The organism is Alloprevotella sp., from assembly GCF_057240785.1.
In genome coordinates this window covers 88,329-112,942 of record NZ_DBHHRH010000038.1, presented here as the reverse complement: position 1 = coordinate 112,942, position 24,614 = coordinate 88,329, and the positions used below count along the sequence as shown (strand labels likewise).

16 protein-coding genes and 1 pseudogene are annotated in these 24,614 nt (G+C 47.5%); 11 read left to right on the top strand and 6 right to left on the bottom strand.

The annotated features are described in order from the left end of the window. Positions 1–304: 304 nt before the first annotated feature. A complete protein-coding gene (locus tag ACO4R2_RS09590) occupies positions 305–892 on the bottom strand; it encodes a helix-turn-helix transcriptional regulator (RefSeq protein ID WP_484770006.1) in 588 nt (195 codons plus the stop codon). Between the two features lie 352 nt (positions 893–1,244). Here ACO4R2_RS09590 and ACO4R2_RS09585 point away from each other — a divergent pair. Then, positions 1,245–2,479, top strand: a pseudogene (locus ACO4R2_RS09585) (site-specific integrase). Positions 2,480–2,491: 12 nt separating this feature from the next. Next, positions 2,492–2,854: a hypothetical protein gene (locus ACO4R2_RS09580; protein ID WP_002561010.1), complete on the top strand. Its 363-nt coding sequence runs from the start codon at positions 2,492–2,494 to the stop codon at positions 2,852–2,854. Between the two features lie 102 nt (positions 2,855–2,956). Here ACO4R2_RS09580 and ACO4R2_RS09575 read toward each other — a convergent pair whose 3' ends face one another. From ACO4R2_RS09575 to ACO4R2_RS09555, 5 genes are all read right to left on the bottom strand, one after another. Further along, a complete protein-coding gene (locus ACO4R2_RS09575; RefSeq protein ID WP_004355287.1) occupies positions 2,957–5,080 on the bottom strand; it encodes a DEAD/DEAH box helicase in 2,124 nt (707 codons plus the stop codon). After that, the gene (locus ACO4R2_RS09570) at positions 5,064–6,005 is read right to left on the bottom strand and encodes a HamA C-terminal domain-containing protein (RefSeq protein ID WP_002561007.1); all 942 of its coding nucleotides are present in this window, start codon (positions 6,003–6,005) and stop codon (positions 5,064–5,066) included. The genes ACO4R2_RS09575 and ACO4R2_RS09570 overlap by 17 nt, the downstream gene beginning before the upstream one ends. Positions 6,006–6,057: 52 nt before the next feature. Continuing rightward, on the bottom strand, positions 6,058–6,261 hold the full coding sequence (locus ACO4R2_RS09565; RefSeq protein ID WP_002561006.1) for a helix-turn-helix transcriptional regulator: 204 nt from the start codon (positions 6,259–6,261) through the stop codon (positions 6,058–6,060). 190 nt (positions 6,262–6,451) lie between these two features. After that, positions 6,452–6,757 carry a helix-turn-helix domain-containing protein gene (locus ACO4R2_RS09560; protein WP_002561005.1) on the bottom strand — a complete coding sequence of 102 codons (306 nt, stop codon included), beginning with the start codon at positions 6,755–6,757 and terminating at the stop codon, positions 6,452–6,454. A 31-nt stretch (positions 6,758–6,788) separates the two neighbouring features. Beyond that, positions 6,789–7,088, bottom strand: coding sequence for a helix-turn-helix domain-containing protein (locus ACO4R2_RS09555; RefSeq protein ID WP_019131010.1), 300 nt, complete (start codon positions 7,086–7,088; stop codon positions 6,789–6,791). Positions 7,089–7,368: 280 nt separating this feature from the next. On the opposite strand from ACO4R2_RS09555, the gene ACO4R2_RS09550 reads away from it, so the two are divergent. From ACO4R2_RS09550 to ACO4R2_RS09510, 9 genes are all read left to right on the top strand, one after another. Then, complete coding sequence (locus ACO4R2_RS09550; RefSeq protein ID WP_002561004.1) at positions 7,369–7,725, top strand: helix-turn-helix domain-containing protein; 357 nt, start codon at positions 7,369–7,371, stop codon at positions 7,723–7,725. Positions 7,726–7,728: 3 nt separating this feature from the next. Further along, positions 7,729–8,079: a helix-turn-helix domain-containing protein gene (locus ACO4R2_RS09545; RefSeq protein ID WP_004291454.1), complete on the top strand. Its 351-nt coding sequence runs from the start codon at positions 7,729–7,731 to the stop codon at positions 8,077–8,079. Positions 8,080–8,099: 20 nt separating this feature from the next. Next, positions 8,100–9,668, top strand: coding sequence for a DUF3945 domain-containing protein (locus ACO4R2_RS09540; RefSeq protein WP_484770005.1), 1,569 nt, complete (start codon positions 8,100–8,102; stop codon positions 9,666–9,668). A gap of 60 nt (positions 9,669–9,728) precedes the next feature. Continuing rightward, positions 9,729–11,819, top strand: coding sequence for a type IA DNA topoisomerase (locus ACO4R2_RS09535; protein ID WP_004371701.1), 2,091 nt, complete (start codon positions 9,729–9,731; stop codon positions 11,817–11,819). Positions 11,820–11,983: 164 nt separating this feature from the next. Beyond that, on the top strand, positions 11,984–12,436 hold the full coding sequence (locus ACO4R2_RS09530) for a DUF1896 domain-containing protein (RefSeq protein WP_004371702.1): 453 nt from the start codon (positions 11,984–11,986) through the stop codon (positions 12,434–12,436). After that, positions 12,426–18,266, top strand: coding sequence for an N-6 DNA methylase (locus ACO4R2_RS09525; protein WP_484770004.1), 5,841 nt, complete (start codon positions 12,426–12,428; stop codon positions 18,264–18,266). Before ACO4R2_RS09530 ends, ACO4R2_RS09525 begins: the two co-directional genes overlap by 11 nt. 660 nt (positions 18,267–18,926) lie before the next feature. Continuing rightward, a complete protein-coding gene (gene tet(Q), locus ACO4R2_RS09520; RefSeq protein ID WP_002560998.1) occupies positions 18,927–20,852 on the top strand; it encodes a tetracycline resistance ribosomal protection protein Tet(Q) in 1,926 nt (641 codons plus the stop codon). Then, positions 20,852–23,170, top strand: a complete 2,319-nt coding sequence (locus tag ACO4R2_RS09515; protein ID WP_002560997.1) for a hybrid sensor histidine kinase/response regulator — start codon at positions 20,852–20,854, stop codon at positions 23,168–23,170. Before tet(Q) ends, ACO4R2_RS09515 begins: the two co-directional genes overlap by 1 nt. Then, positions 23,163–24,485 (top strand): sigma-54-dependent transcriptional regulator, encoded by a 1,323-nt coding sequence (locus ACO4R2_RS09510; protein WP_484770003.1) that lies wholly within the window; start codon positions 23,163–23,165, stop codon positions 24,483–24,485. The genes ACO4R2_RS09515 and ACO4R2_RS09510 overlap by 8 nt, the downstream gene beginning before the upstream one ends. Positions 24,486–24,614 lie beyond the last annotated feature (129 nt).

Sequence of the window (24,614 nt, the reverse complement as noted above, 5' to 3'; positions counted from 1 at the left end):
AAAATAATACCAATAAAATTGGTAAGAATACAGAGTAAAGTTTCTTGTCCATAAGCATTTAAAAATTAAGATGAGTAATTAAAATAATTGCGTTATAGCTATAGATTCTTGTATGCAAGAGGGTGAATATTATCGTGTTATATTGCAAATATACGCTCTTATTTAATTCATTGCAACTGTATTTAGAGCAATGGATAGAAAAATACTAAAAGTGTTTCGGAATTTTACGTAAAATCAGAAACAGGTGTCGTTTTTTATTGAGTATGATTTAAAGGTTTATAGAATGCTATTCCTTAGTTGGACCTTAAATGTCTTCCAGCTTTACTATCCCGTGCATGACAGCATATACAGTAAGGCCACTGACAGATTTGATACCAAGTTTTTCAGTAAGATTCTTTCGGTGGGAGATGACAGTGGTAAGCCCCACTTGCAATTTTTCTGCAATTTCTTTGTTGATAAGTCCCATAGCTACAAAGTGCAGTACTTCTGTTTCGCGCAGAGTTAGTGGAGTGGGAAGGTTGCGCGGGTGAGGTGTTTGCGAGTTGGTACCGTGTCCACTATGGAAAATGCTGAGCAATTGTCGTGTGAAGTTTGTCTCTGTTTGGTGTGTGTTGATTGTGCGAAAAGCATTGGGGATACAACCAGTATCAGTACCATTGATCAAGACAATGGTACGATGACACAACGGAGTAAAGAATTCAGAATGTTGTAAAAGAACGTGACCTGTAATAAAAAAGTGGAAAAATTGCCCATTGTTCTCCTTTTGCATTTCTTCAAAGTCGTGAAAAATACAAGCTTCACCCATTGGCATCATACGCTTAATCATTTCAGCAAGACCTTTTCCTTCTAGTGGGTTTGCTGTAATGATAGCTATTTGTGGAGTAAACTTCATTCGCTTCTATCTTTTTTGGTTTGCAAAGTTACTACAAAAAAGTGAAATGCGGAAAGATATAGTGATAGAATTGAGTTACAAGGGTTTTAGTTAAAGTGGCGATAATTCGTGAAGCCATTACAATCCTTGCCGAAGCCAAATCTTGACGCCGCAACGTTACTTGTTCGTAACCATGTCCGAAAATGCGACAAACGGGTACGAATGGCGAAACAAGACACTATGTTATAGTGAGTTACCCACAACTCACGTAACAAATACGGTTACGGAAAAAAGATTGCGCCGTTCCTCCCCGTTTTGCGTACCGACACCGGACTCTTCACCAACTAATTTTGAAATCCAAAAATTAAGAACGATGAAGAGTACATTTTCAGTAATCTACTACCTCAAGCGTCAGGTAGTGAAAAAGGACGGGACGGTTCCCGTCATGGGACGCATCACGGTGGACGGCAGCCAGACGCAGTTCAGTTGCAAGTTGAGTGTCGATCCGAAGCTGTGGGACACCAAAGGGGGACGTGTCACGGGCAGAAGCGCGGCGGCACTCGAAACGAACCGTATGCTTGACAAGATGCGGGTGCGCATCAACAGACACTATCAGGAAATCATGGAGCGTGACAACTTCGTCACGGCGGAGAAGGTAAAGAACGCCTTTCTCGGACTGGAACACCGCTACCACACGCTGATGCAGGTGTTCCGTCGGCACAACGAGAACTATGAGAAACAGGTGGAAGCAGGCATGAAAGCAAAAGGTACACTGGAAAAGTACCGTGTCGTTTACAAGCACCTGCAAGAGTTCCTCGACATCCGCTACCATGTGAAGGACATCGCCCTAAAAGAGCTTACTCCCGCTTTCATCTCCGACTTCGAGATGTTCCTGCGCACGGACAAGCACTGCTGCACCAATACCGTGTGGCTGTACGTCTGCCCGCTACGGACAATGGTGTTCATAGCCATCAACAACGAGTGGCTGACACGCGACCCGTTCCGCGAGTATGAAATCAAGAAGGAGGAAACGACACGCAGTTTCCTGACCAAAGACGAAATACGCCTGCTGATGGAGGGGAAACTGAAAACGCCAAACAGGAACTGTACCGCGACCTCTACCTGTTCTGTGCGTTCACCGGATTGTCGTTCGCGGATATGCGCAACCTCACGGAAGAGAATATCCGTACCTATTTCGACGAACACGAGTGGATAAACATCAACCGCAAGAAAACGGGCGTGGTGTCCAACATCCGCCTGCTTGACATCGCCAACCGCATAATCGGCAAATACCGTGGGCTATGCGAGAACGGCAGGATATTCCCCGTTCCGCATTATAACACGTGCCTTGCCGGTATCCGTGCCGTCGCCAAGCGTTGCGGCATCACCAAGCATATCACGTGGCATCAAAGCCGCCACACGGCAGCCACGACAGTTTTCCTTTCCAACGGCGTACCCATCGAAACGGTCAGCTCCATGCTTGGACACAAGAGCATAAAGACGACGCAGATTTACGCGAAGATAACCAAAGAAAAACTCAATCAGGATATGGAAAACCTTGCCGCAAGGTTAAACAACGTCGAGGAATTTGCAGGTTGCACCATCTAAAAAAGAGGAGCCATGAAACGTGACATAATCATCATAGAGGACAAGGCGGTCAGCGTAACCGGTAACGATGTGTGGATGACCGCCACCGAAATAGCCGGACTGTTCCATACGACCGTCCCGGCAGTGAACGCCGTCATCAAAGCCGTCCGCAAGTCTGACGTGCTGAACGACTACAAGGTGTGCCGCTACATGCAGCTTGAAAACGGGCTGTACGCGGACGTGTACGCGCCTGAAATCATTATTCTGATTGCTTTTCGGCTGAACACCTACAACACCTACCTGTTCCGCATGTGGCTGGTAGGAAAGGTTCTCTCACAAGAGAAGCGGCAAACATACGTGATGTTTATACAGAACGGAAAAACTGCGTACTGTTGAAGATATCAAATGAAAATTATACGAAAGAATTTCTATATGGATCCTTATCTAAATAGCCATATCATATCTCAAAAAATATAGAGGTAATAATATGGCTATTATTTAATTCTTTTGATTTGTCGTTATGCAACGAATTCCGTTCATAAAATGTTTTAATATATATTTGTCAAATGAATGGAGATTAGGTATTTTTTGTTCAAGGTATTCAATTCCTATCGTGTTAAATTCCTGTATAACGATTGTAATCTCTTTAGAATCGTCTTCAAGATTTATAAGACCTGCATTTTGTATCTTTTTACTAATCATCCTCGGTAATCCGTATTCTTCAAGTTGAAATACAATTTTAGGTAAAAAGGCATTTGATGCTTTATATACAAAATTGGCGATATTTGAGGAATTAGGATAAAGTTCTTGACGTATAATATTAATTACCGCAATAATAGATGAGAGATTAAAGGATACATATCTTTCAAATGTAAATATATCCTCATATGTAATACCATAATCTTTTACTGTGTTATATAGCTCTTTTATAGTCATTTTCCATCCATTACTACATGCACATGCATAATACCGTAAATGTCCTTTTCGATGATATTCCAAAATTTCTATGATATCTCCTAAAGCATCCCTCCATTCCCATGTATTATTGTTTTGTAAAGCATCGCAATTTGTTGGCCAATTGGAATCAGTTTTCAATTTTTCCGCAATTATCTTTAACATTGATGGTTTACAACTTCTGATTTGTGGTATTCTTTCAATTCTATGCCAAATATCCGTTCCAAGAAGTTCTATCATTTCATCTTGATATCGTTGAATTTTTACATATTGTTCATTATTCAATTTTATACCGGGGTCATTTCCATCAAGTTTTTTTACTACATCATCAGGAAACTCTAATCTCAATTTAGTATTTTCTTGACTTGGTGGCTCTTCAAGCATATAGACACGACCTACAAAATAACGAAACATTCTGCCTGCGCGTCCAATGATGTTGCGAAAGGTAAAATAATCAATCTTATGAGCCCCGTTCTTATTTGACCATAAAACGACACTCTCTGCTTGAGTATTTACTCCTTCAATTATAGACGAGGTCGATACCAAATAATCTAACCCATTCTGTTCTTCAAATAGTTTTATTTGAATTTGACTAAGAGAACGATGTAGCTGACCATTATGAATACCAATACCATGTTTGACTAAATCTTTAAGAATATACTTTTCTCCATAATTGCATTCCAGCCAATCAGAAAAATTAGCAAGCAGTTCAGAGTCTTTATTATATAAATTTCTGTTAAGAATTGTTGTTACTTCTTCAATTCCCTTATATGTGCCGGTATATATCAAAGCTTTACCTATACCTGTATTTATTAATTCAATAAGTTTACGTGTCTTAAAACTCTGTTTATCTTCATTCTTTGGTCTGCTTTTATATAACCGCCATGCATGCGTTACAACGGTCTTAAAATCCATACGCAGAAATGTCATCCCTTCAGTGAATACATTTTCTTCTATTTCATGGATATTTGGGGCAAGATAATATCTTTGTTTAGCTTTCTTTCCGAGTTCTACCATTGAACTGAGTAAAGTGGAGCTTCTTTCAAGATCAAAATTTGTACTTGCCTTATAAAACTCATCAACGATTAGAATATCAATTGAAGGAAGTTTATCTATATAGGCAAAAGCTCTTTCTTGCGGAAATACCAATATGTTTTTCTCCGCAAGTTCTACATCTGTTGTTGTAATTATTTTATATTGATGAGAGAATTTTCGGCAAATTCGTCTTCTTGTTTCATCTGCAAGAGCAACCGTAGGTACTAATATTACAACATTAATTGGTTGTTTAATCGCAATAAATGCATCAATAACAAAACTTTTACCAAAACTTGTAGGAGCACTCACCGCAACGCTTTTCCCTTCTAATAACTTCTTTAATACCTGTGATTGAGCAGTATGTAAGACACAAGGTTTTCTTTCTCCAATATTAACTTTAAAAACTTCACATACAAACCGATCTTCCCAAGATGCAGTATATGTATCAATATACGGTAAAAGCCCCACTTCACGAATAAGATGGTTGACTAATTCCATATATGAATTATTGTTAGTACCATTAATCTCATGAAGTAATGTAATTACTTTGGATCTTGCATTACTTATATCACCAGCATTTAGAACATTACTTATATCTAAACATGTATTATATATATCATTCGTCTGCATCATTTTTGAGATTTTTTGCTTGTGAAATAAACCAGTTTACTATTTTTGTTTTATCAGGAACAGGAAAAAGAATCAAATGAAAGTTTATTTCCGAATACTTATGAACAGAACTAAGCTTGTTGATCTGCTTCTTAAAAAACGAATGAGCACGATCTCTATGAAAAGAAATAATACTATTTTTATACTCATCACTCATTTCAGTAGTACTTGCTGTTATCTGGCATTCATGTAATAAAAGAATAGGTATATGTAGTTTGGGTTTTATTTCGTCAATGGAAGTATTCTCATCGAAACATTCTTTTATCTTTTTAAGTAATGTTTGGTTTTCAATTTGTTTATCAAGTTCATTGAGATTGGTCATTATTCCGCATTCCTTTTTCATAATAGGTTTGCGCAACATTTGTTCAACAGAATTTATTGGTTCGTATAATCGCGCATCCTCAAGAGAATTATAAAATTTAGCTTCTCCTAACCAAAGTTGAAAGCCTCCATTTGGGTCAATTACAATGTGTACAGAATCAGAGCCCTTTGCATTATCATTATCATTCTGTTTATAAAAAATTTTAGGTATTGCAGATAAGGCTTTATAATGGTTCTTCATTATGCCATATAGAATAATTTCCGCTATTTCACTTCCCTTTCCATTCTGCTCTTTGTCAACAAGTCGTAAATGTTTGGCAGCCTCAATAAGCCTACCGTAATCATTATCTATTAATTTCTCTCGTTCTTGTGCAGACAAAGCTGTTTCTGCAATATTACTGAAAACAAATTCTTTGAATTGACGATATCTCCAACTGCCATCTTCAAAGCCATTAGCAACTGATAATAACCTGTCATTATGATCTGGATTTATTTCTTGCTTTTTTGTATTAAAATTAACAAAACAATCATCAACTAATATATCAAAATTCCAAATTTTATTGCTCATACACTTTATTTACATGCTTAAAAATGGTGAAACATCTATATTCCTTTAGATACTATTTTTTTGTATGACAAATAAGTTCATGAACATCAACATCAAGCAAATTTGCAATACGAACAAATGTGTACAAATCAGGTTGAGAATGATTATTACACCATTTAGATACTGTTGCAGGATCTTTCTGTAATTGTTTTGCCAACCATTTGCTCATAACTCCTTTTTCTGATAGTACATTTTTAATGTTGTTTAAAATTGCCATTACAATTAATTTTTAGATTGCGTTAAATGCAAAGTTACAACTTTTTATTAACTATATGAATTTCTAACGATAGAAATTGGTTGGATCAATCAAAAAACTGGTTTTAAGGTCATTAAAACACCCAAGTATATAAAAAGTAAACGGGCAGCACCACAAAATGTCGCCCGTTTCCTTTTTCATGTTGGCCGCCTCACTCCAGCGGCTTGCGGTAGTTCGCTTCCAGCACCTCGCGCAGCCCCGTTTCCGGGTAAAGCACCTTCCCTCCCAAAAGTATGAAGGACAACACGCGGTTGTTGCGGTATTCCTGCAAGGTGCGTCGGCTGACACGGAGCAGTTCCGCCACCTCACCGTCAGTCAGGTAACGTTCCCCGTCCAGCGGAGGGCGGTAACTTTCCAGAAATACAGACAGCCATTTCGAGCCTTTGCGCATATCCTGCATCACAGAGGCTATCGGCTCGTCTTCCATCGTAAAAACATCGTTGGTCTCGTTCATCATAACTTCGGATTCAGTGGGTGAATAAATCAAATCATCTGCCGTGCGAATAGAGCGTGCCGATAAGCGGTATCAACCTCTTAACCTCCTCCGGCTTGTAATAGAACCTGCGGTTTATCTGCGAGTAGCCGATAAGCCGCCTGTCGCGCAGCGTCTGCAACGTGCGCGGGCTTATTCTCAACTGCCCGCAGACCTCCTCGCCCGTGAGCCATCTTTCCATGCGCCCCGTGTCGCTTTTGCGCCTTAGGGCGGCGACCTTCTCCGAGAGTGCGCCGAATGCCGCCACCATCATCTCGAAAGTCTTTTTCTCGATAGATACTATTTCCATATTCATGCAATTATCGGTTTGCCCGCAAAGGTAACGATGCAGCCCTTAACACGTACCGTTTTCCGCTGAAAGGCTGCCTGTTGCACCGTTTGACCGGGTTACGGAGCCATCTTCCGTAAAAATCTTACGTGAGTCACGTAGTGAGTTGTTAAAGCCCCTTTTGTTTATTGCCGAATTTTGTCGCAGAAACATAGAGCAAGCCGAGTGTAGAGCGTCAAACTTGCTTGAACGGTATGCCGAGGCGCAGCCTATGTTCATGAAAATAAACAAAAATAAAGGACTGAATATGAAAGTGATAACGATGGAAAGTTCTGCCTTCCGGTCATTGACGGAACAGATAGCGGAGATTGCGGCACACGTCCGTGCCGCCTCCGGCGACAAGAAAGCGGCATCGCCCGACAGGTTGCTCACCACACGCGAGGCGGCGCACCTGCTTAACGTGAGTACCCGCACCCTCCAGCGTATGCGCAGCGAGCAACGCATCGGTTATGTCGTGCTTCGCGGTAAATGCCGCTACCGGCAGTCGGAAATAGACCGCCTGCTTGAAGCGTGTGCCGTCAACGAGGACGCGGCGACACCGCAGGAATTGAAACGCAACCACACGCTGCGCACTGGCGGCAAACCAAAAGGAAGGAGGACATAGGTCATGGAACTGCTCACACGAAACAACTTCGAGGGCTGGATGCAGAAGCTGATGGAACGGCTCGACCGTCAGGACGAACTGCTGCTGGCGATGAAGGCTGAGGGGAAACAGCCTACTATCACGGAAAGCATCCGCCTTTTCGACAATCAGGATTTGTGCATGCTGCTCCAGATAAGCAAGCGCACACTGCAACGCTACCGCAGTGTCGGCGCATTGCCCTACAAGACACTGGGCAAGAAAACCTATTACAGCGAGGAGGATGTGCTGACATTCCTTTCCAACCATATCAAGGACTTCAAAAAAGAAGATATAGCCTTCTACAAGGCTCGTATCCATAATTTCTTTCATAAATAACCCATTAAAACATTTTTCAAATGGCAAAGAAAAAAGACGAAAAGGACGTGCTGGTAGTCCGTGACGAGAAGACGGGCGAGATCAGCGTGGTAGCCGGGCTGAATGCAGACGACACACCCAAGCGTACCCCTGCGAAAGCTGAGAACGCGCAGAGTTTCCTGCAATTCGACCGACACGGCGACGTGCTGGACAACTTCTTCAAGAACTTCTTCCGGCAGTGCAAGGAACCCAGCCGCTTCGGTTTCTACCGCATCGCGGCAGACCAAGTGGATTCCATGCTTGGCGTGATGAAAGACCTGCTTCAGCATCCGTACCAGAACAAACAAATCCTTGCACCGCACAAAATCGACACCTTCCCTTATCAACAGCAGGTGCAGGAAGAGATGGCGGCACAAAAGACAGAGAAACAAGAACCTCAAAAACAGGAAAACATGGAACAACAGAAAGAACAGCAGGAAAGCCCGCAACAGACGCAGGGCAGACAGGGCTACCAACCCATCAACGAGAGCAAAATCAACTGGCAGGAGCTGGAGGACAGATGGGGCGTGAAGCGTGACGACCTTGAAAAGTCCGGAGACCTTACGAAGATGCTCCACTACGGCAAGTCCGACTTGGTAAAGGTCAAGCCCACCTTCGGCGGCGAATCATTCGAGCTGGACGCCCGCCTCTCCTTCAAGAAGGACGGCGAGGGAAATGTCAGCCTCGTGCCGCACTTCATCCGCAAGGAGCAGAAGTTAGATGAATACAAGGAACACAAATTCTCCGACGACGACCGGAAGAACCTGCGCGAGACGGGCAACCTCGGCAGGGTCGTGGACATCGTGGAGAAGGAAACGGGCGAGATTATCCCCTCCTACATCAGCATCGACCGCAAGACGAATGAGATCACGGACATTCCGGCGAGCAAGGTACGCATCCCGGAGCGCATCGGCAAGACGGAAATCACCAAGCAGGAGCAGGATATGCTCCGCGCCGGACTGCCCGTGCGCGACAAGCTCATCGAGCGCAACGACGGCAGGAAGTTCGTCACCACTCTGCAAGTGAACGTGGAGCAGCGCGGCGTGGAGTTCGTGCCGGGAACCGGAAGGTCGCCCCGTACCGTACAGACGCAGGAAACCAAAGGCGACACGTCGAAAAGTCAGGCGCAAGGCGGGGAAAATGCCACACAGACCAAGAAGGAGCAACGCCGCAACACGTGGACGAACGAGGACGGCAGCATCCGCCCCATCAGCAAATGGAGCGACGTGAACTTCACCGAACAGCAGAAAGCCGACTATGTGGCGGGCAAAGCCGTGAAACTGGAGAACGTGACCGACAAGCAGGGCTTCCATGCCACGATGTATATCAAGTTCAACCCGGAGAAGGGTCGCCCGTACCGCTACGAAACAAATCCCGACATCGGGCAGCAGGTCGCCCCGTCCAACGAGAGCCGCACGCAGGTGGCGGTGAACAACGAGGGCAAGACCAACGAGGCGACAAAGAACCTGAAAGAGCCTTTGCAGAAAGGTCAGACCACTCCGAAGGACGCCCGCCAGCAACAGCAGCAGGACAAGCCGCAGAAGAAAACGGGCAAGGGCATGAAAGTATAGACCGATGTCCGCCACTGAATCCAAAATAAAATCCAAAGTATCAACAAAAAAGAAGAAGACATGAAGACAATCATTGCAGAAAAGCCCTCCGTGGCACGTGAAATCGCCCGCATCGTGGGCGCGACAAAGAGAGAGGAAGGATATTTCGAGGGAGGCGGCTATGCCGTGACATGGGCATTCGGACACCTTGTCCAGCTCGCCATGCCCGATGGCTACGGCGTGCGCGGTTTCGTCCGTGACAACCTCCCGATTATCCCCGACACCTTCACGCTCGTCCCCCGTCAGGTCAGGACGGAGAAAGGCTACAAGCCCGATAGCGGCGTGGTGTCGCAGATAAAAACAATCAAAAGGCTGTTCGGCACCAGCGACCAAATCATCGTGGCAACCGATGCCGGACGCGAGGGTGAACTTATCTTCCGCTACCTCTACCACTACACGGGCAGTACCACTCCTTTCGTGCGCCTGTGGATAAGCTCGCTCACCGACAAGGCTATCCGCGAGGGATTGCGCAACCTCGAAGACGGCGGCAAGTATGACAACCTATACCTCGCCGCCAAAGCGCGAAGCGAATCCGACTGGCTCGTGGGCATCAACGGCACGCAGGCTCTCTCCATCGCCGCCGGACACGGCACATACTCCGTGGGGCGGGTGCAGACACCAACGTTGGCTATGGTATGTGAACGCTACTGGGAGAACCGCCGCTTCACGCCCGAAGCCTTCTGGCAACTCCATATCGCAACGGACGGTTGCGACGGCAAGGTCGTGAAATTCTCATCCTCTGAAAAATGGAAGTCGAAAGAACCGGCAACGGAGCTATATAATAAGGTAAAGGCGGCAGGCTTCGCAACGGTAACGAAAGCCGAGCGCAAGGAGAAAACGGAGGATACCCCGTTGCTGTACGACCTGACCACGCTTCAGAAAGAAGCCAACGCCAAGCACGGCTTCACGGCGGAGCAGACGCTTGAAATCGCGCAGAAGCTCTACGAGAAGAAGCTGATAACCTATCCGAGAACGGGTAGCCGCTACATCCCCGAAGACGTGTTTGCCGAAATTCCCAAACTGCTCGCTTTCATCGGCACACAGCACGAATGGAAAGACAAGGTGCGGGCAAAAGCCATCCCGACACGCCGCAGCGTAGACGGCGGCAAGGTGACAGACCACCATGCCCTACTCGTCACGGGTGAGAAACCGCTCTTCCTCTCCAAAGAGGACAATACCATCTATCAGATGATTGCCGGGCGCATGGTCGAGGCATTCTCTGAAAAATGCGTCAAGGACGTGACCGCTGTCATGGCGGAATGTGCCGGAGTGGAGTTTACCGTGAAAGGCAGCGTCATCAGGCAAGCCGGATGGCGTGCTGTCTATGGCGAGGAAAACAAGGAGGAAACCACCATTCCCGGCTGGCAGGAAGGCGACACGCTGACACTGAAAGCCTCTTCCATCACAGAAGGGAAGACCAAGCCCAAGCCGCTACATACCGAAGCCACCCTGCTGTCCGCAATGGAAACGGCGGGCAAGGAAATCGAGGATGACGCACTGCGGCAGGCGATGAAGGACTGCGGCATCGGTACTCCCGCCACACGCGCCTCCATCATCGAAACGCTCTTCAAGCGCGGTTACATGGAACGCTGCAAGAAATTGCTTGTCCCCACCGAAAAGGGGCTTGCACTCAATTCCGTGGTGAAGACGATGCGCATCGCCGATGTCGCCATGACAGGCGAATGGGAGAAGGAACTGGCACGCATCGAGCGTGGGGAGCTGTCCGCCGATACCTTCCGCAAAAAGATAGAGGCGTACACGCGGGAGATTACCTCCGAACTGCTCTCATGCGACAAACTCTTCGGCAGCCGCGATTCCGGTTGCGCGTGTCCCAAGTGCGGCACGGGCAGGATGCGGTTCTACGGCAAGGTGGTACGCTGCGACAACACGGAGTGCGGGCTTCCCGTGTTCCGGCTGAAAGCGGGACGCACCCTGTCCGACGATGAAATCAAAGACCTGCTCACCGAAGGGCATACCCAGCTGCTCAAAGGCTTCAAGAGCAAACAGGGCAAGAGCTTCGATGCCGTCGTCGCCTTTGACGGGGAATATAACACGACGTTCGTGTTCCCGGAGGCTAAAAAGGGCAAGAAATTTTCAGGACGGAAGAAATAGTATTAACTTTGCCACTTGTTCAGAGTAATGAATTGTTCTTCGATACCGGATTACACTCATACTTTGGATTTAGTGGCGGCACTCGGAGGGATACCGAGTGCCTTTTTCTTCCTTTTTTCCAACCGATTATCCCGTTAAATATCAATCCACTAAACTCCAAAGTAATGAACAACAAGAAGAACAACGAAGGGCAGTCCGACTTTTCCTATTACGGTCTGTACCTGATGGACTACCTCCGCACGAACAAGTTTGAACAGGCTACCGACACCGCTTTCATACGGGAACGCGCCGATCGTGCCGCCGAAACGTATGAAAAGGCGCGGATTGAAGGCTATCCCACCGACGGTGCGCAGGAACTGGCGATGGAAACACTGCTGCGCGGGTTGCACTATTCCCGGTACGCCATGCTCCACGAAGTCGTGGAGAACGAGTTTGCCAACGAAGTGCCGGAAGAGAAACAAGAAGCCTTTATCCATAAACTCCTGCCGCTTGTCGGCAACGTGTTCTCCGTCTATGACCTTTCGGACGACAACTTCGCCCTGTCTTCCGATTACGACCTGCTCTATACGGAGCTGACGGGGGCAACCGTCCTTTACATCGGGGAATATGGCGTTTAACCGCAAACAGAAACTACGGGACAACATCGAGGCGATACGGACGGCATTCATCCTTGACAGGGAACAGAGAGCGGCGACAACCGAAGAGCGTGCCATACTTCAAAGGTACTGCGGTTTCGGCGGTCTGAAATGTATCCTGAACCCTGCCAAGGAACTGACGGATGCCGTCCGGTGGGCGAAATCCGACCTCGAACTGTTCGCCCCGACAGTGGAGTTGCACAGGCTTATCCGTGAGAACAGCAAGGACGAAACAGAGTACAAGCGGTTTGTGGATTCGCTGAAAGCGTCCGTGCTGACCGCTTTCTACACCCCCAAAGAGATAACCGACACCATCGCGGACGTGCTGGCAGATTACAGCGTCCGCCCCGCCCGTATGCTCGAACCGTCGGCGGGGGTTGGCGTGTTCGTGGATTCCATGCTGCGGCACAACCCCAATGCGGATGTGATGGCTTTCGAGAAGGATCTGCTCACGGGTACAATCCTGAGGCATCTCTATCCCGGCAAGAAAACGCGCACCTGCGGTTTTGAGAAAATCGAAAGACCGTTCAACAATTATTTCGACTTGGCGGTGTCCAACATTCCGTTCGGAGACATAGCCGTGTTCGACCCTGAGTTTCAGCGGAGCGACTCATTCGGCAGACGCTCCGCCCAGAAAGCCATCCACAACTATTTCTTTCTCAAAGGACTGGATGCCGTGCGTGACGGCGGTATCGTGGCGTTCATCACCTCGCAAGGGGTATTGAACAGCACCAAGACCTCCGTGCGTAACGAGCTGTTCAGTAAGGCTGATCTGGTATCCGCGATACGCCTGCCCAACAACCTGTTCACGGACAACGCGGGGACAGAAGTGGGCAGTGACCTGATTGTCCTGCAAAAGAACCTCAGCAAGAAGGAAATGTCGCAGGACGAGCGGCTGATGACCGTAATACAGACGGACACGAAAACCGACCTGACCGACAACGCCTATTTCATCCACCACCCGGAACGCATCGTGCATACGACGGCGAAACTTGACACCGACCCATACGGGAAGCCCGCTATGGTCTATCTGCACGAGGGCAAGGCAGCAGGCATCGCCGGGGATTTGCACCGTATGCTCGACGAGGATTTCCATTACAGGCTCGCCATGCGTCTGTATTCGGGTTCAATCCGGCAGTCGGGAACGGAAGAAAAAGTTACCGTTCAAAAGGAGGTGGAGCGTACTGCCATAAAGATGGAAACAACATCTTCGATGCAGGCGGTGGAAACTCCGACGGAGAAACCGCAACCCACAGAGGAAAAGCCGGAGATAGAGCCACGTCCGAAATATTCTGACGGTGTGCAGCTATCCTTGCTCGATCTCTGGGGGATGACGGAAGAAGTCAGCCAACAACCGAAAACCGCCAAAAAGAAAAAGGAGGCGAAAAAGGAAAGCTCGGCAAGGCGCGTTCTACCCAAGCCACAGGTGCATGTCACACAAAATGTTACGGCTGTGCCGACGGCTACCACCCCTAAGACTGTAACAGAGAACAAGGAGGCTAAAACGGAGAACACCGCCAAGCCTGCCGACCCGGACGACATCTATGCCACGTTGGACTGGGATACCAATCCTCCCATCAACGGCTTCTACGAGATGATGATGGATTTGACGCCGGAACGCAGGAAGGAACTTCGGGAACTGGCAAGGCAGCATAACGAGAAACAAGCGGCGGCGGAAAAGATGGAAGTGAAAGCCGTGCCGGACACTCCCCGTGAGCAACCACGGCAGGAGGAAACACAGCCGGAAGCAGTCACCGCACCTGCCGTTACAGATACCCCACCGGAAGCGGTGGCGACCTCCCTTTTCCCCGACATCGAAGCGGAGAAGCCGAAGGAAGAAGTCGTGGACCTTTCGCCGCGTGCCTACCACCGCACGCCGGAGATGCACCTGCGCGAAGGGTCGCTGGTGGCTGACAGGGGGCGTCATAACATCGGCTACCTGAAGGACATCACGCCATACGGGGCGACATTCCAGCCGCTCGACCTGAAAGGCTACCAGAAGGAGAAGGCGTTACAGTATGTTTTACTCCGTGACGCCTACGAGCGGCTGTACCGCTATGAATCGAACCTGCATGAAGCAAATGTCCCGTGGCGAGAGCATCTAAACACCTGTTACGATGAGTTTGTCATGCGCTACGGCAACCTCAACGCCAAGCAGAACGTGAAGTTAGTGATGATGGACGCGGGCGGGCGTGACATCCTTTCGCTGGAACGGGCGGAGAACGGGAAGTTTGTCAAGGCGGACATCTTCGAGCGTCCCGTTTCCTTCTCCGTGGAGAGCCATGCCAACGTCGGCTCACCCGAAGAAGCACTGTCCGCGTCGCTCAACAAGTTCGGCACTGTCGATCTCGACTATATGCGGGAGATAACCGACAGTACGGCGGAGGATTTGCTCACAGCCCTGCAAGGGCGCATCTATTACAATCCGCTCGTAACCGGTTACGAGATTAAGGACCGCTTTATTGCCGGAAACGTGATAGAGAAAGCGGAACGCATAGAGGCTTGGATGGGCGAAAACCCCGAAAGTGAACGTATGCCGGAGGTGAAGCAGGCGTTGGAGGCTCTGAAAGATGCCGAACCGCCGCGCATCGCTTTTGAAGACCTTGATTTCAATTTCGGGGAACGCTGGATTCCGACGGGTGTCTATGCCGCCTACATGAGCCGGCTGTTCGACACGGAGGTGAAAATCGCCTACTCTGCAAGCATGGACGAGTTTTCGGTGGCGTGCGGCTACCGCACCATGAAAATCACGGACGAGTTTCTGGTGAAGGGGTATTACCGTAACTATGACGGCATGCACCTTCTGAAACACGCCCTGCACAACACCTGTCCCGACATGATGAAGTCCATCGGCAGGGACGAGCATGGCAACGACATCAAGGTGCGCGACAGCGAGGGAATACAGCTCGCCAACGCCAAGATTGACGAGATACGAAACGGCTTCTCCGAATGGCTCGAAGAGCAGTCGCCACAGTTCAAGGAGCGGCTGACGACGATGTATAACCGCAAGTTCAACTGTTTCGTGCGCCCGAAGTATGACGGCTCGCATCAGACTTTTCCCGACCTCAATCTGAAAGGGCTGGCAAGCCGGGGCATCAGGAGCGTCTATCCCTCGCAGATGGATTGCGTCTGGATGCTGAAACAGAACGGCGGCGGAATTTGTGACCACGAGGTTGGAACCGGCAAGACGCTGATAATGTGCATCGCCGCGCATGAAATGAAGCGTCTGAACTTGGCGCACAAGCCGATGATTATCGGGCTGAAAGCCAATGTTGCGGAGATTGCCGCCACCTATCAAGCGGCATATCCCAACGCGAGGATTCTGTACGCTTCGGAGAAAGACTTTTCGACCGCCAACCGCGTGCGTTTCTTCAACAACATCAAGAACAACGACTACGATTGTGTCATTATGTCGCACGACCAGTTCGGCAAGATACCGCAGTCGCCGGAGTTGCAGCAGCGCATCCTGCAAGCGGAGCTTGACACGGTGGAGGAAAACCTCGAAGTGCTGCGCCAGCAGGGAAAGAACGTATCGCGGGCGATGCTGAAAGGTCTGGAGAAGCGCAAGCATAACCTTGAAGCGAAATTGGAGAAGGTGGAACACGCCATAAAGTCACGCACGGACGACGTGGTGGACTTCAAGCAGATGGGCATCGACCACATTTTCATTGATGAATCGCACCAGTTCAAGAATCTGACTTTCAACACGCGCCACGACCGTGTGGCGGGATTGGGGAACAGCGAGGGAAGCCAGAAGGCACTGAACATGCTCTTTGCTATCCGCACCATACAGGAGCGCACGGGCAAGGACTTGGGGGCGACCTTCCTCTCCGGCACGACTATCAGCAACTCGCTGACTGAGCTGTACCTGCTGTTCAAGTACCTGCGCCCGAAGGAGCTGGAACGGCAGGACATTCGATGTTTTGATGCGTGGTCGGCGATATTTGCCAAGAAGACAACGGATTTTGAGTTCAACGTGACGAACAACGTGGTGCAGAAGGAGCGTTTCCGCTACTTCATCAAAGTGCCGGAGCTTGCCGCCTTCTATAATGAAATCACGGACTACCGCACGGCGGAGGATGTGGGCGTGGACCGTCCCAACAAAAACGAGATACTGCACCACATACCGCCCACGCCGGAGCAGGAGGACTTCATACAGAAGCTGATGCAATTCGCCAAGACGGGCGACGCCACCCTGTTGGGCAGACTGCCGCTTTCGGAAACGGAGGAAAAGGCGAAGATGCTTATCGCCACGGACTATGCCCGGAAGATGGCACTCGACATGCGCATGATAGACCCGCATTACGAAGACCACCCCGACAACAAGGCGAGCCACTGTGCCAAAATAATCGCGGAGTATTATCAAAAATACGACGCGCAGAAAGGCACGCAGTTCGTTTTCTCTGACTTGGGGACTTACCAGCCGGGCGATGGGTGGAACGTCTATTCGGAAATCAAGCGCAAACTGACGGAGGACTACGGCATACCGCCAAGCGAGGTGCGCTTCATTCAGGAGTGCAAGACCGACAAGGCTCGGAAGGCGGTGATAGATGCCATGAACGCCGGGACGGTGCGTGTGCTGTTCGGCTCCACCTCCATGCTCGGAACGGGTGTGAACGCACAGAAACGGTGTGTGGCAATTCATCATCTTGATACGCCGTGGCGACCGTCCGACCTGCAACAGCGTGACGGACGGGGAGTTAGAGCAGGCAACGAGATAGCCAAGCATTTCGCCGGGAACAACGTGGACGTAATAATCTACGCGGTGGAAAAATCACTGGACAGTTACAAGTTCAACCTCCTGCACTGCAAGCAGACTTTCATCAGCCAGCTTAAAAGCGGTGCTATGGAAGCGCGTACCATCGACGAGGGGGCAATGGACGAGAAATCGGGCATGAACTTCTCGGAATATATGGCGTTGCTATCCGGCAACACCGACCTGCTGGACAAGGCGAAACTGGAAAAACGTATCGCCTCGCTCGAAGGGGAACGCAAGTCGTTCAACAAGGGCAAGCGTGATTCGGAGTTCAAGCTGGAATCGAAGACCCGCGAGCTGGGCAACAACACAGCTTTCATAGATGCCATGACGGAGGACTGGAACCGCTTCCTCTCTGTGGTGCAGACCGACAAGGAGGGCAATCACCTTAATATAATAAAGGTGGACGGAGTGGATTCCGCCGATGAGAAAGTCATCGGAAAGCGTTTGCAGGAGATAGCCAAGAATGCCACGACCGGAGGGTTGTACACGCAGGTTGGAGAGTTTTACGGTTTCCCGATAAAGGTGGTCAGCGAAAGGATACTCAAAGAGGGATTGGAGTTTACCGACAACCGCTTCGTGGTCGAGGGGAACTACAAGTACACCTACAACAACGGGCATCTGGCGCTGGCTGACCCGTTGGCCGCCGCCCGCAACTTCCTCAACGCGATTGAGAGAATCCCCTCCATCATCGACCAGTATAAAGCGAAGAATGAGGTCTTGGAACGTGAGATACCGCAGTTGCAGGAGATAGCAGGCAAGGTGTGGAAGAAGGAGGAAGAACTGAAACAGTTGAAGTCCGAACTTGCCGCCCTTGACCGCAAGATACAGCTGGAACTTGCGCCGCCTACACCCGAAATCACCGAAAAGGAGCATGAAGGGCAACAGGTCAAACCGGAAGCGAAAGGTGTGCGAAACGGTATCAGGCAATATCCCGAAGATACATCACCGCAAATACGCAATCCATCGGAAAGTATTATCGCCAATCACACCATAACTGGGCATCCGGGGCTGTATGCCAAGGAGGAAACCCGGTCCAAAGGATTGAAAATATAACCTTAGGAATTTTATCTGAAGTATTAATAAGGGCTATCCCAAAAGGTCTAAAAGTAAATTTTATCCTTTCTGCAAGTATCTGTAGGATGGCAACTGCATTTTTTTTCTTTTTGGGCAGCCCTTATTAAAATTTATTCTTATTTTAGGTTATATACATTCATGTCCATTTATGTAAAAAATCCTGCTGACCTTGTTTATGTCTTGTCAGTCACCATTTGCAAAACCATATTTGACCCTCAAAGAGGCTGAATTTGATAAGCAACTTGCTACATACTCATAATAAGGAGCTAAATAGAACACGAATGGGAAATACTCAAATGCCAAACTAAAGAAGATATTGGCCAAAATAAACGTTATACCGAGAGAGAAACTTGATTTTTTTTCAACTTCCTAAAACGTTGTTGTTCAAACATTTCTACTTATTTGTACTTACCAGTTGAACCTACGCTTCCCTAATAAAATGTCTATGGTAAAAAGTTAAAAAATCCTCCCACTTTTGTTAGATATATTTTTTTGTGTAATTTTGTAATCGTTATGCGGCAGTAATAATATACATATTAATACGAGTTAGTAATCCTGTAGTTCTCACATGCTACGAGGAGGTATTAAAAGGTGCGTTTCGACAATGCATCTATTGTAGTATATTATTGCTTAATCCAAATGAATATTATAAATTTAGGAATTCTTGCTCACATTGATGCAGGAAAAACTTCCGTAACCGAGAATCTGCTGTTTGCCAGTGGAGCAACGGAAAAGTGCGGCCGTGTGGATAATGGTGACACCATAACAGACTCTATGGATATAGAGAAACGTAGAGGAATTACTGTTCGGGCTTCTACGACATCTATTATCTGGAATGGAGTGAAATGCAATATCATTGACACTCCGGGACACATGGATTTTATTGCGGAAGTGGAGCGGACATTCAAAATGCTTGATGGAGCAGTCCTCATCTTATCCGCAAAGGAAGGCATACAAGCGCAAACAAAGTTGCTGTTCAATACTTTACAAAAACTGCAAATCCCGACAATTATATTTATCAATAAAATTGACCGTGACGGTGTGAATTTAGAGCGTTTGTATCTGGATATAAAAACAAATCTGTCTCAAGATGTCCTGTTTATGCAAACTGTTGTCGATGGATTGGTTTATCCGATTTGCTCCCAAACATATATAAAGGAAGAATACAAAGAATTTGTATGCAACCATGACGACAATATATTAGAACGATATTTGGCGGATAGCGAAATTTCACCGGCTGATTATTGGAATACGATAATCGATCTTGTGGCAAAAGCCAAAGTCTATCCGGTACTACATGGATCAGCAATGTTCAATATCGGTATCAATGAGTTGTTGGACGCCATCTCTTCTTTTATACTTCCTCCAGAATCAGTCTCAAACAGACTTTCAGCTTATCTCTATAAGATAGAGCATGACCCCAAAGGACATAAAAGAAGTTTTCTAAAAATAATTGACGGAAGTCTGAGACTTCGAGACATTGTAAGAATCAACGATTCGGAAAAATTCATCAAGATTAAAAATCTAAAGACTATTTATCAGGGCAGAGAGATAAATGTTGATGAAGTGGGGGCCAATGATATCGCGATTGTAGAAGATATGGAAGATTTTCGAATCGGAGATTATTTAGGTACTAAACCTTGTTTGATTCAAGGGTTATCTCATCAGCATCCCGCTCTCAAATCCTCCGTCCGGCCAGACAGGTCCGAAGAGAGAAGCAAGGTGATATCCGCTCTGAATACATTGTGGATTGAAGACCCGTCTTTGTCCTTTTCCATAAACTCATATAGTGATGAATTGGAAATCTCGTTATATGGTTTGACACAAAAGGAAATCATACAGACATTGCTGGAAGAACGATTTTCCGTAAAGGTCCATTTTGATGAGATCAAGACTATCTACAAAGAACGACCTGTAAAAAAGGTCAATAAGATTATTCAGATCGAAGTGCCACCCAACCCTTACTGGGCCACAATAGGGCTGACGCTTGAACCCTTGCCGTTAGGGACAGGGTTGCAAATCGAAAGTGACATCTCCTATGGTTATCTGAACCATTCTTTTCAAAATGCCGTTTTTGAAGGGATTCGTATGTCTTGCCAATCTGGTTTACATGGATGGGAAGTGACTGATCTGAAAGTAACTTTTACTCAAGCCGAGTATTATAGCCCGGTAAGTACACCTGCTGATTTCAGACAGCTGACCCCTTATGTCTTCAGGCTGGCCTTGCAACAGTCAGGTGTGGACATTCTCGAACCGATGCTCTATTTTGAGTTGCAGATACCCCAAGCGGCAAGTTCCAAAGCTATTACAGATTTGCAAAAAATGATGTCTGAGATTGAAGACATCAGTTGCAATAATGAGTGGTGTCATATTAAAGGGAAAGTTCCATTAAATACAAGTAAAGACTACGCCTCAGAAGTAAGTTCATACACTAAGGGCTTAGGCGTTTTTATGGTCAAGCCATGCGGGTATCAAATAACAAAAGGCGATTATTCTGATAATATCCGCATGAACGAAAAAGATAAACTTTTATTCATGTTCCAAAAATCAATGTCATCAAAATAATGGAGCGGTCAGGAAATTTCTATAAGGCAATACAGTTGGGATATATACTTATCTCCATTCTTATCGGATGTATGGCATATAATAGCCTCTATGAATGGCAGGAGATAGAAGCATTAGAACTTGGCAATAAAAAAATAGACGAGCTCCGAAAAGAAATAAACAATATCAATATTCAAATGATAAAATTTTCTCTATTGGGTGAAACAATACTGGAATGGAACGATAAAGATATCGAGCATTACCATGCACGGCGTATGGCAATGGACAGTATGCTCTGCCGTTTCAAGGCCACCTATCCAGCAGAGCGCATCGATAGTGTGCGCAGTCTTTTAGAGGATAAGGAACGACAGATGTTCCAGATAGTCCGGTTAATGGATGAACAACAATCTATTAACAAGAAGATAGCCAATCAAATTCCGGTTATTGTGCAGAAAAGTGTGCAGGAACAGTCCAAAAAGCCAAAACGAAAAGGTTTCTTGGGCATCTTTGGCAAAAAAGAGGGAACGAAGCCAACGACAACAACGACTACGCTCCGTTCATCCAATAGAAACATGGTCAACGAACAGAAAGCGCAGAGCCGTCGATTGTCAGAACAAGCCGATAGTCTTGCTGCCCGTAATGCAGAACTTAACAGACAACTGCAAGGATTGATTTGCCAAATCGAAAAGAAGGTACAATCTGATTTACAAAATAGAGAAAGCGAGATAACAGCGATGCGTAAAAAATCATTTATGCAGATAGGCGGCTTGATGGGATTTGTTCTTTTGCTGTTGGTCATTTCCTATATCATCATACACCGTGATGCAAAGAACATTAAACGATACAAACGCAAGACAACGGATTTGATCGAGCAATTGGAACAGTCCGTGCAACAAAATGAGGTACTCATAACCTCCCGAAAGAAAGCGGTACATACTATTACCCATGAGTTGCGTACACCACTGACGGCAATAACTGGCTATACCGAACTTTTGCGGAAAGAATGCAATAGCGGTAATAATGGGCAATATATCCGAAATATACTGCAATCCTCCGACCGTATGCGGGATATGCTCAACACTTTGCTTGACTTCTTCCGCCTGGACAACGGCAAGGAACAGCCCCGTCTGTCACCCTGCCGGATTTCTGCAATCACGCACACACTTGAAACGGAGTTCATTCCTGTTGCAGTGAACAAAGGGTTGTCCTTGTCCGTGAAGACTGGACACGATGCCATTGTATTGACCGACAAAGAGCGAATAATACAAATCGGGAATAACCTGCTGTCAAACGCAGTCAAGTTCACAGAAGAAGGCGGTGTTTCTTTGATTACTGAATATGATAATGGAGTTCTGACACTGGTCGTTGAAGATACAGGTACAGGCATGACAGAAGAGGAACAGAAACAAGCGTTCGGTGCGTTTGAACGTCTATCAAATGCCGCCGCAAAGGAGGGTTTCGGGCTTGGGCTTGCCATAATGCGTAATATTGTGTCGATGCTTGGCGGAACAATCCGTTTGGACAGCAAGAAAGGGAAAGGCAGTCGTTTCACAGTTGAAATTTCTATGCAGGAAGCTGAAGAACAGCTTGGATATACAAGCAATACACCTGTTTATCATAACAATAAATTCCATGATGTTGTCGCCATTGACAATGATGAGGTATTACTTCTGATGCTGAAAGAGATGTACTCCCAAGAAGGAATACACTGCGACACTTGCACCGATGCTGCGGAACTGATGGAAATGATACGCCAGAAAGAATACAGCCTGTTGCTGACAGACTTGAATATGCCCGGTATAAACGGTTTCGAATTACTGGAACTGTTGCGTTCGTCCAACGTGGGCAATTCACCAACAATCCCGGTGGTTGTGGCAACCGCTTCGGGCAGTTGTAACAAAGGGGAACTATTGGCAAAAGGCTTTGCCGGATGCCTGTTCAAGCCGTTCTCCATATCGGAGTTGATGGAGGTTTCCGACAGGTGTGCCATAAAAGAAACACCGGACGGGAAACCGGATTTTTCAGCTTTGCTGTCTTACGGCAATGAAGCCGTTATGCTGGAAAAGTTGATGACGGAAACTGAAAAAGAGATGCAGACAATACGGGAAGCGGCAACAGAAAAAGACCTGCAAAAGCTGGATTCCCTGACACACCACCTGCGCAGCTCGTGGGAGGTGCTACGTGCCGACCAACCGCTAAATGTACTTTACAGATTGCTTCATGGCGATGTACTCCCGGATGGTGAAGCGTTAAGCCATGCCGTGACTGCCGTGCTGGATAAGGGAGCGGAAATAATCCGGTTGGCAGAAGAGGAAAGGAGAAAATACGAAGATGGATAAGACAACAATAATTGTGGTAGAAGACAATATCGTGTACTGCGAGTTTGTCTGCAACATGCTGGCGCGGGAGGGCTACCGCACCGTGAAGGCTTACCACCTCTCAACCGCGAAGAAACATCTACAACAGGCGACAGATAATGACATCGTGGTTGCCGACCTGCGCCTGCCTGACGGTAACGGCATTGACCTTTTGCGCTGGATGCGAAAGGAGGGAAAGATGCAGCCCTTCATCATTATGACCGACTACGCCGAAGTTAATACCGCCGTGGAAAGCATGAAACTCGGCTCGATAGACTATATTCCCAAACAGCTTGTGGAGGATAAACTTGTCCCCCTGATCCGTTCCATACTGAAAGAACGTCAGGCAGGACAACGCCGTATGCCTGTGTTCGCCCGTGACGGTTCCGCATTTCAGAAAATCATGCACCGTATAAGGCTGGTAGCCGCTACCGATATGAGCGTGATGATATTCGTAGAGAACGGCACGGGTAAGGAACATATTGCCCACCACCTGCACGACAAGAGCAAGCGGGCAGTCAAGCCATTCGTGGCGGTGGACTGCGGTTCACTCACCAAAGAGCTTGCGCCCTCGGCCTTCTTCGGACACGTCAAGGGAGCGTTTACAGGAGCAGATTGTGCCAAGAAAGGATATTTCCATGAGGCGGAAGGCGGCACGCTGTTTCTGGACGAGGTAGGAAACCTCGCGTTGGAAACCCAACAGATGTTGCTCCGCGCCATACAGGAGAGGCGGTATCGCCCGGTCGGAGACAAGGCAGACAGGAGTTTCAATGTCCGCATCATCGCCGCCACCAACGAGGATCTGGAAGCGGCAGTGAGTGAAAAGCGTTTTCGGCAGGATCTTCTGTACCGCCTGCACGACTTCGGGATAACCGTTCCTCCGTTGCGTGACTGTCAGGAAGACATCATGCCGCTGGCAGAGTTCTTCCGTGATATGGCAAACAGAGAGCTGGAGTGTAGCGTGAGCGGGTTCAGTTCCGAAGCACGTAAAGCGTTGCTGACACACGCATGGCCGGGCAACGTGCGGGAACTTCGGCAGAAAGTTATGGGTGCTGTATTGCAGGCGCAGGAAGGTGTTGTCATGAAAGAGCATCTGGAACTTGCCGTGACGAAACCGACCTCTACTGTCAACTTCGCCCTGCGCAATGACGCGGAGGATAAGGAGCGGATATTGCGTGCGTTGAAACAGGCAAACGGCAACCGGAGTGTCGCCGCCGAACTGCTCGGAATAGGCAGGACAACACTATACAGCAAACTTGAAGAGTATGGACTTAAATATAAATTCAAGCAATCATAGCCTGTAATTCACTGAATTTGGCTATCTTTGCATAACATTTGAGAAAAACGGCGATTGGCAGGAGCTTTTCGCCGCCAACATATAGGATAAGACCGCAAGGCGTTTCAAGCGAAAATCTGGTAAATTGGA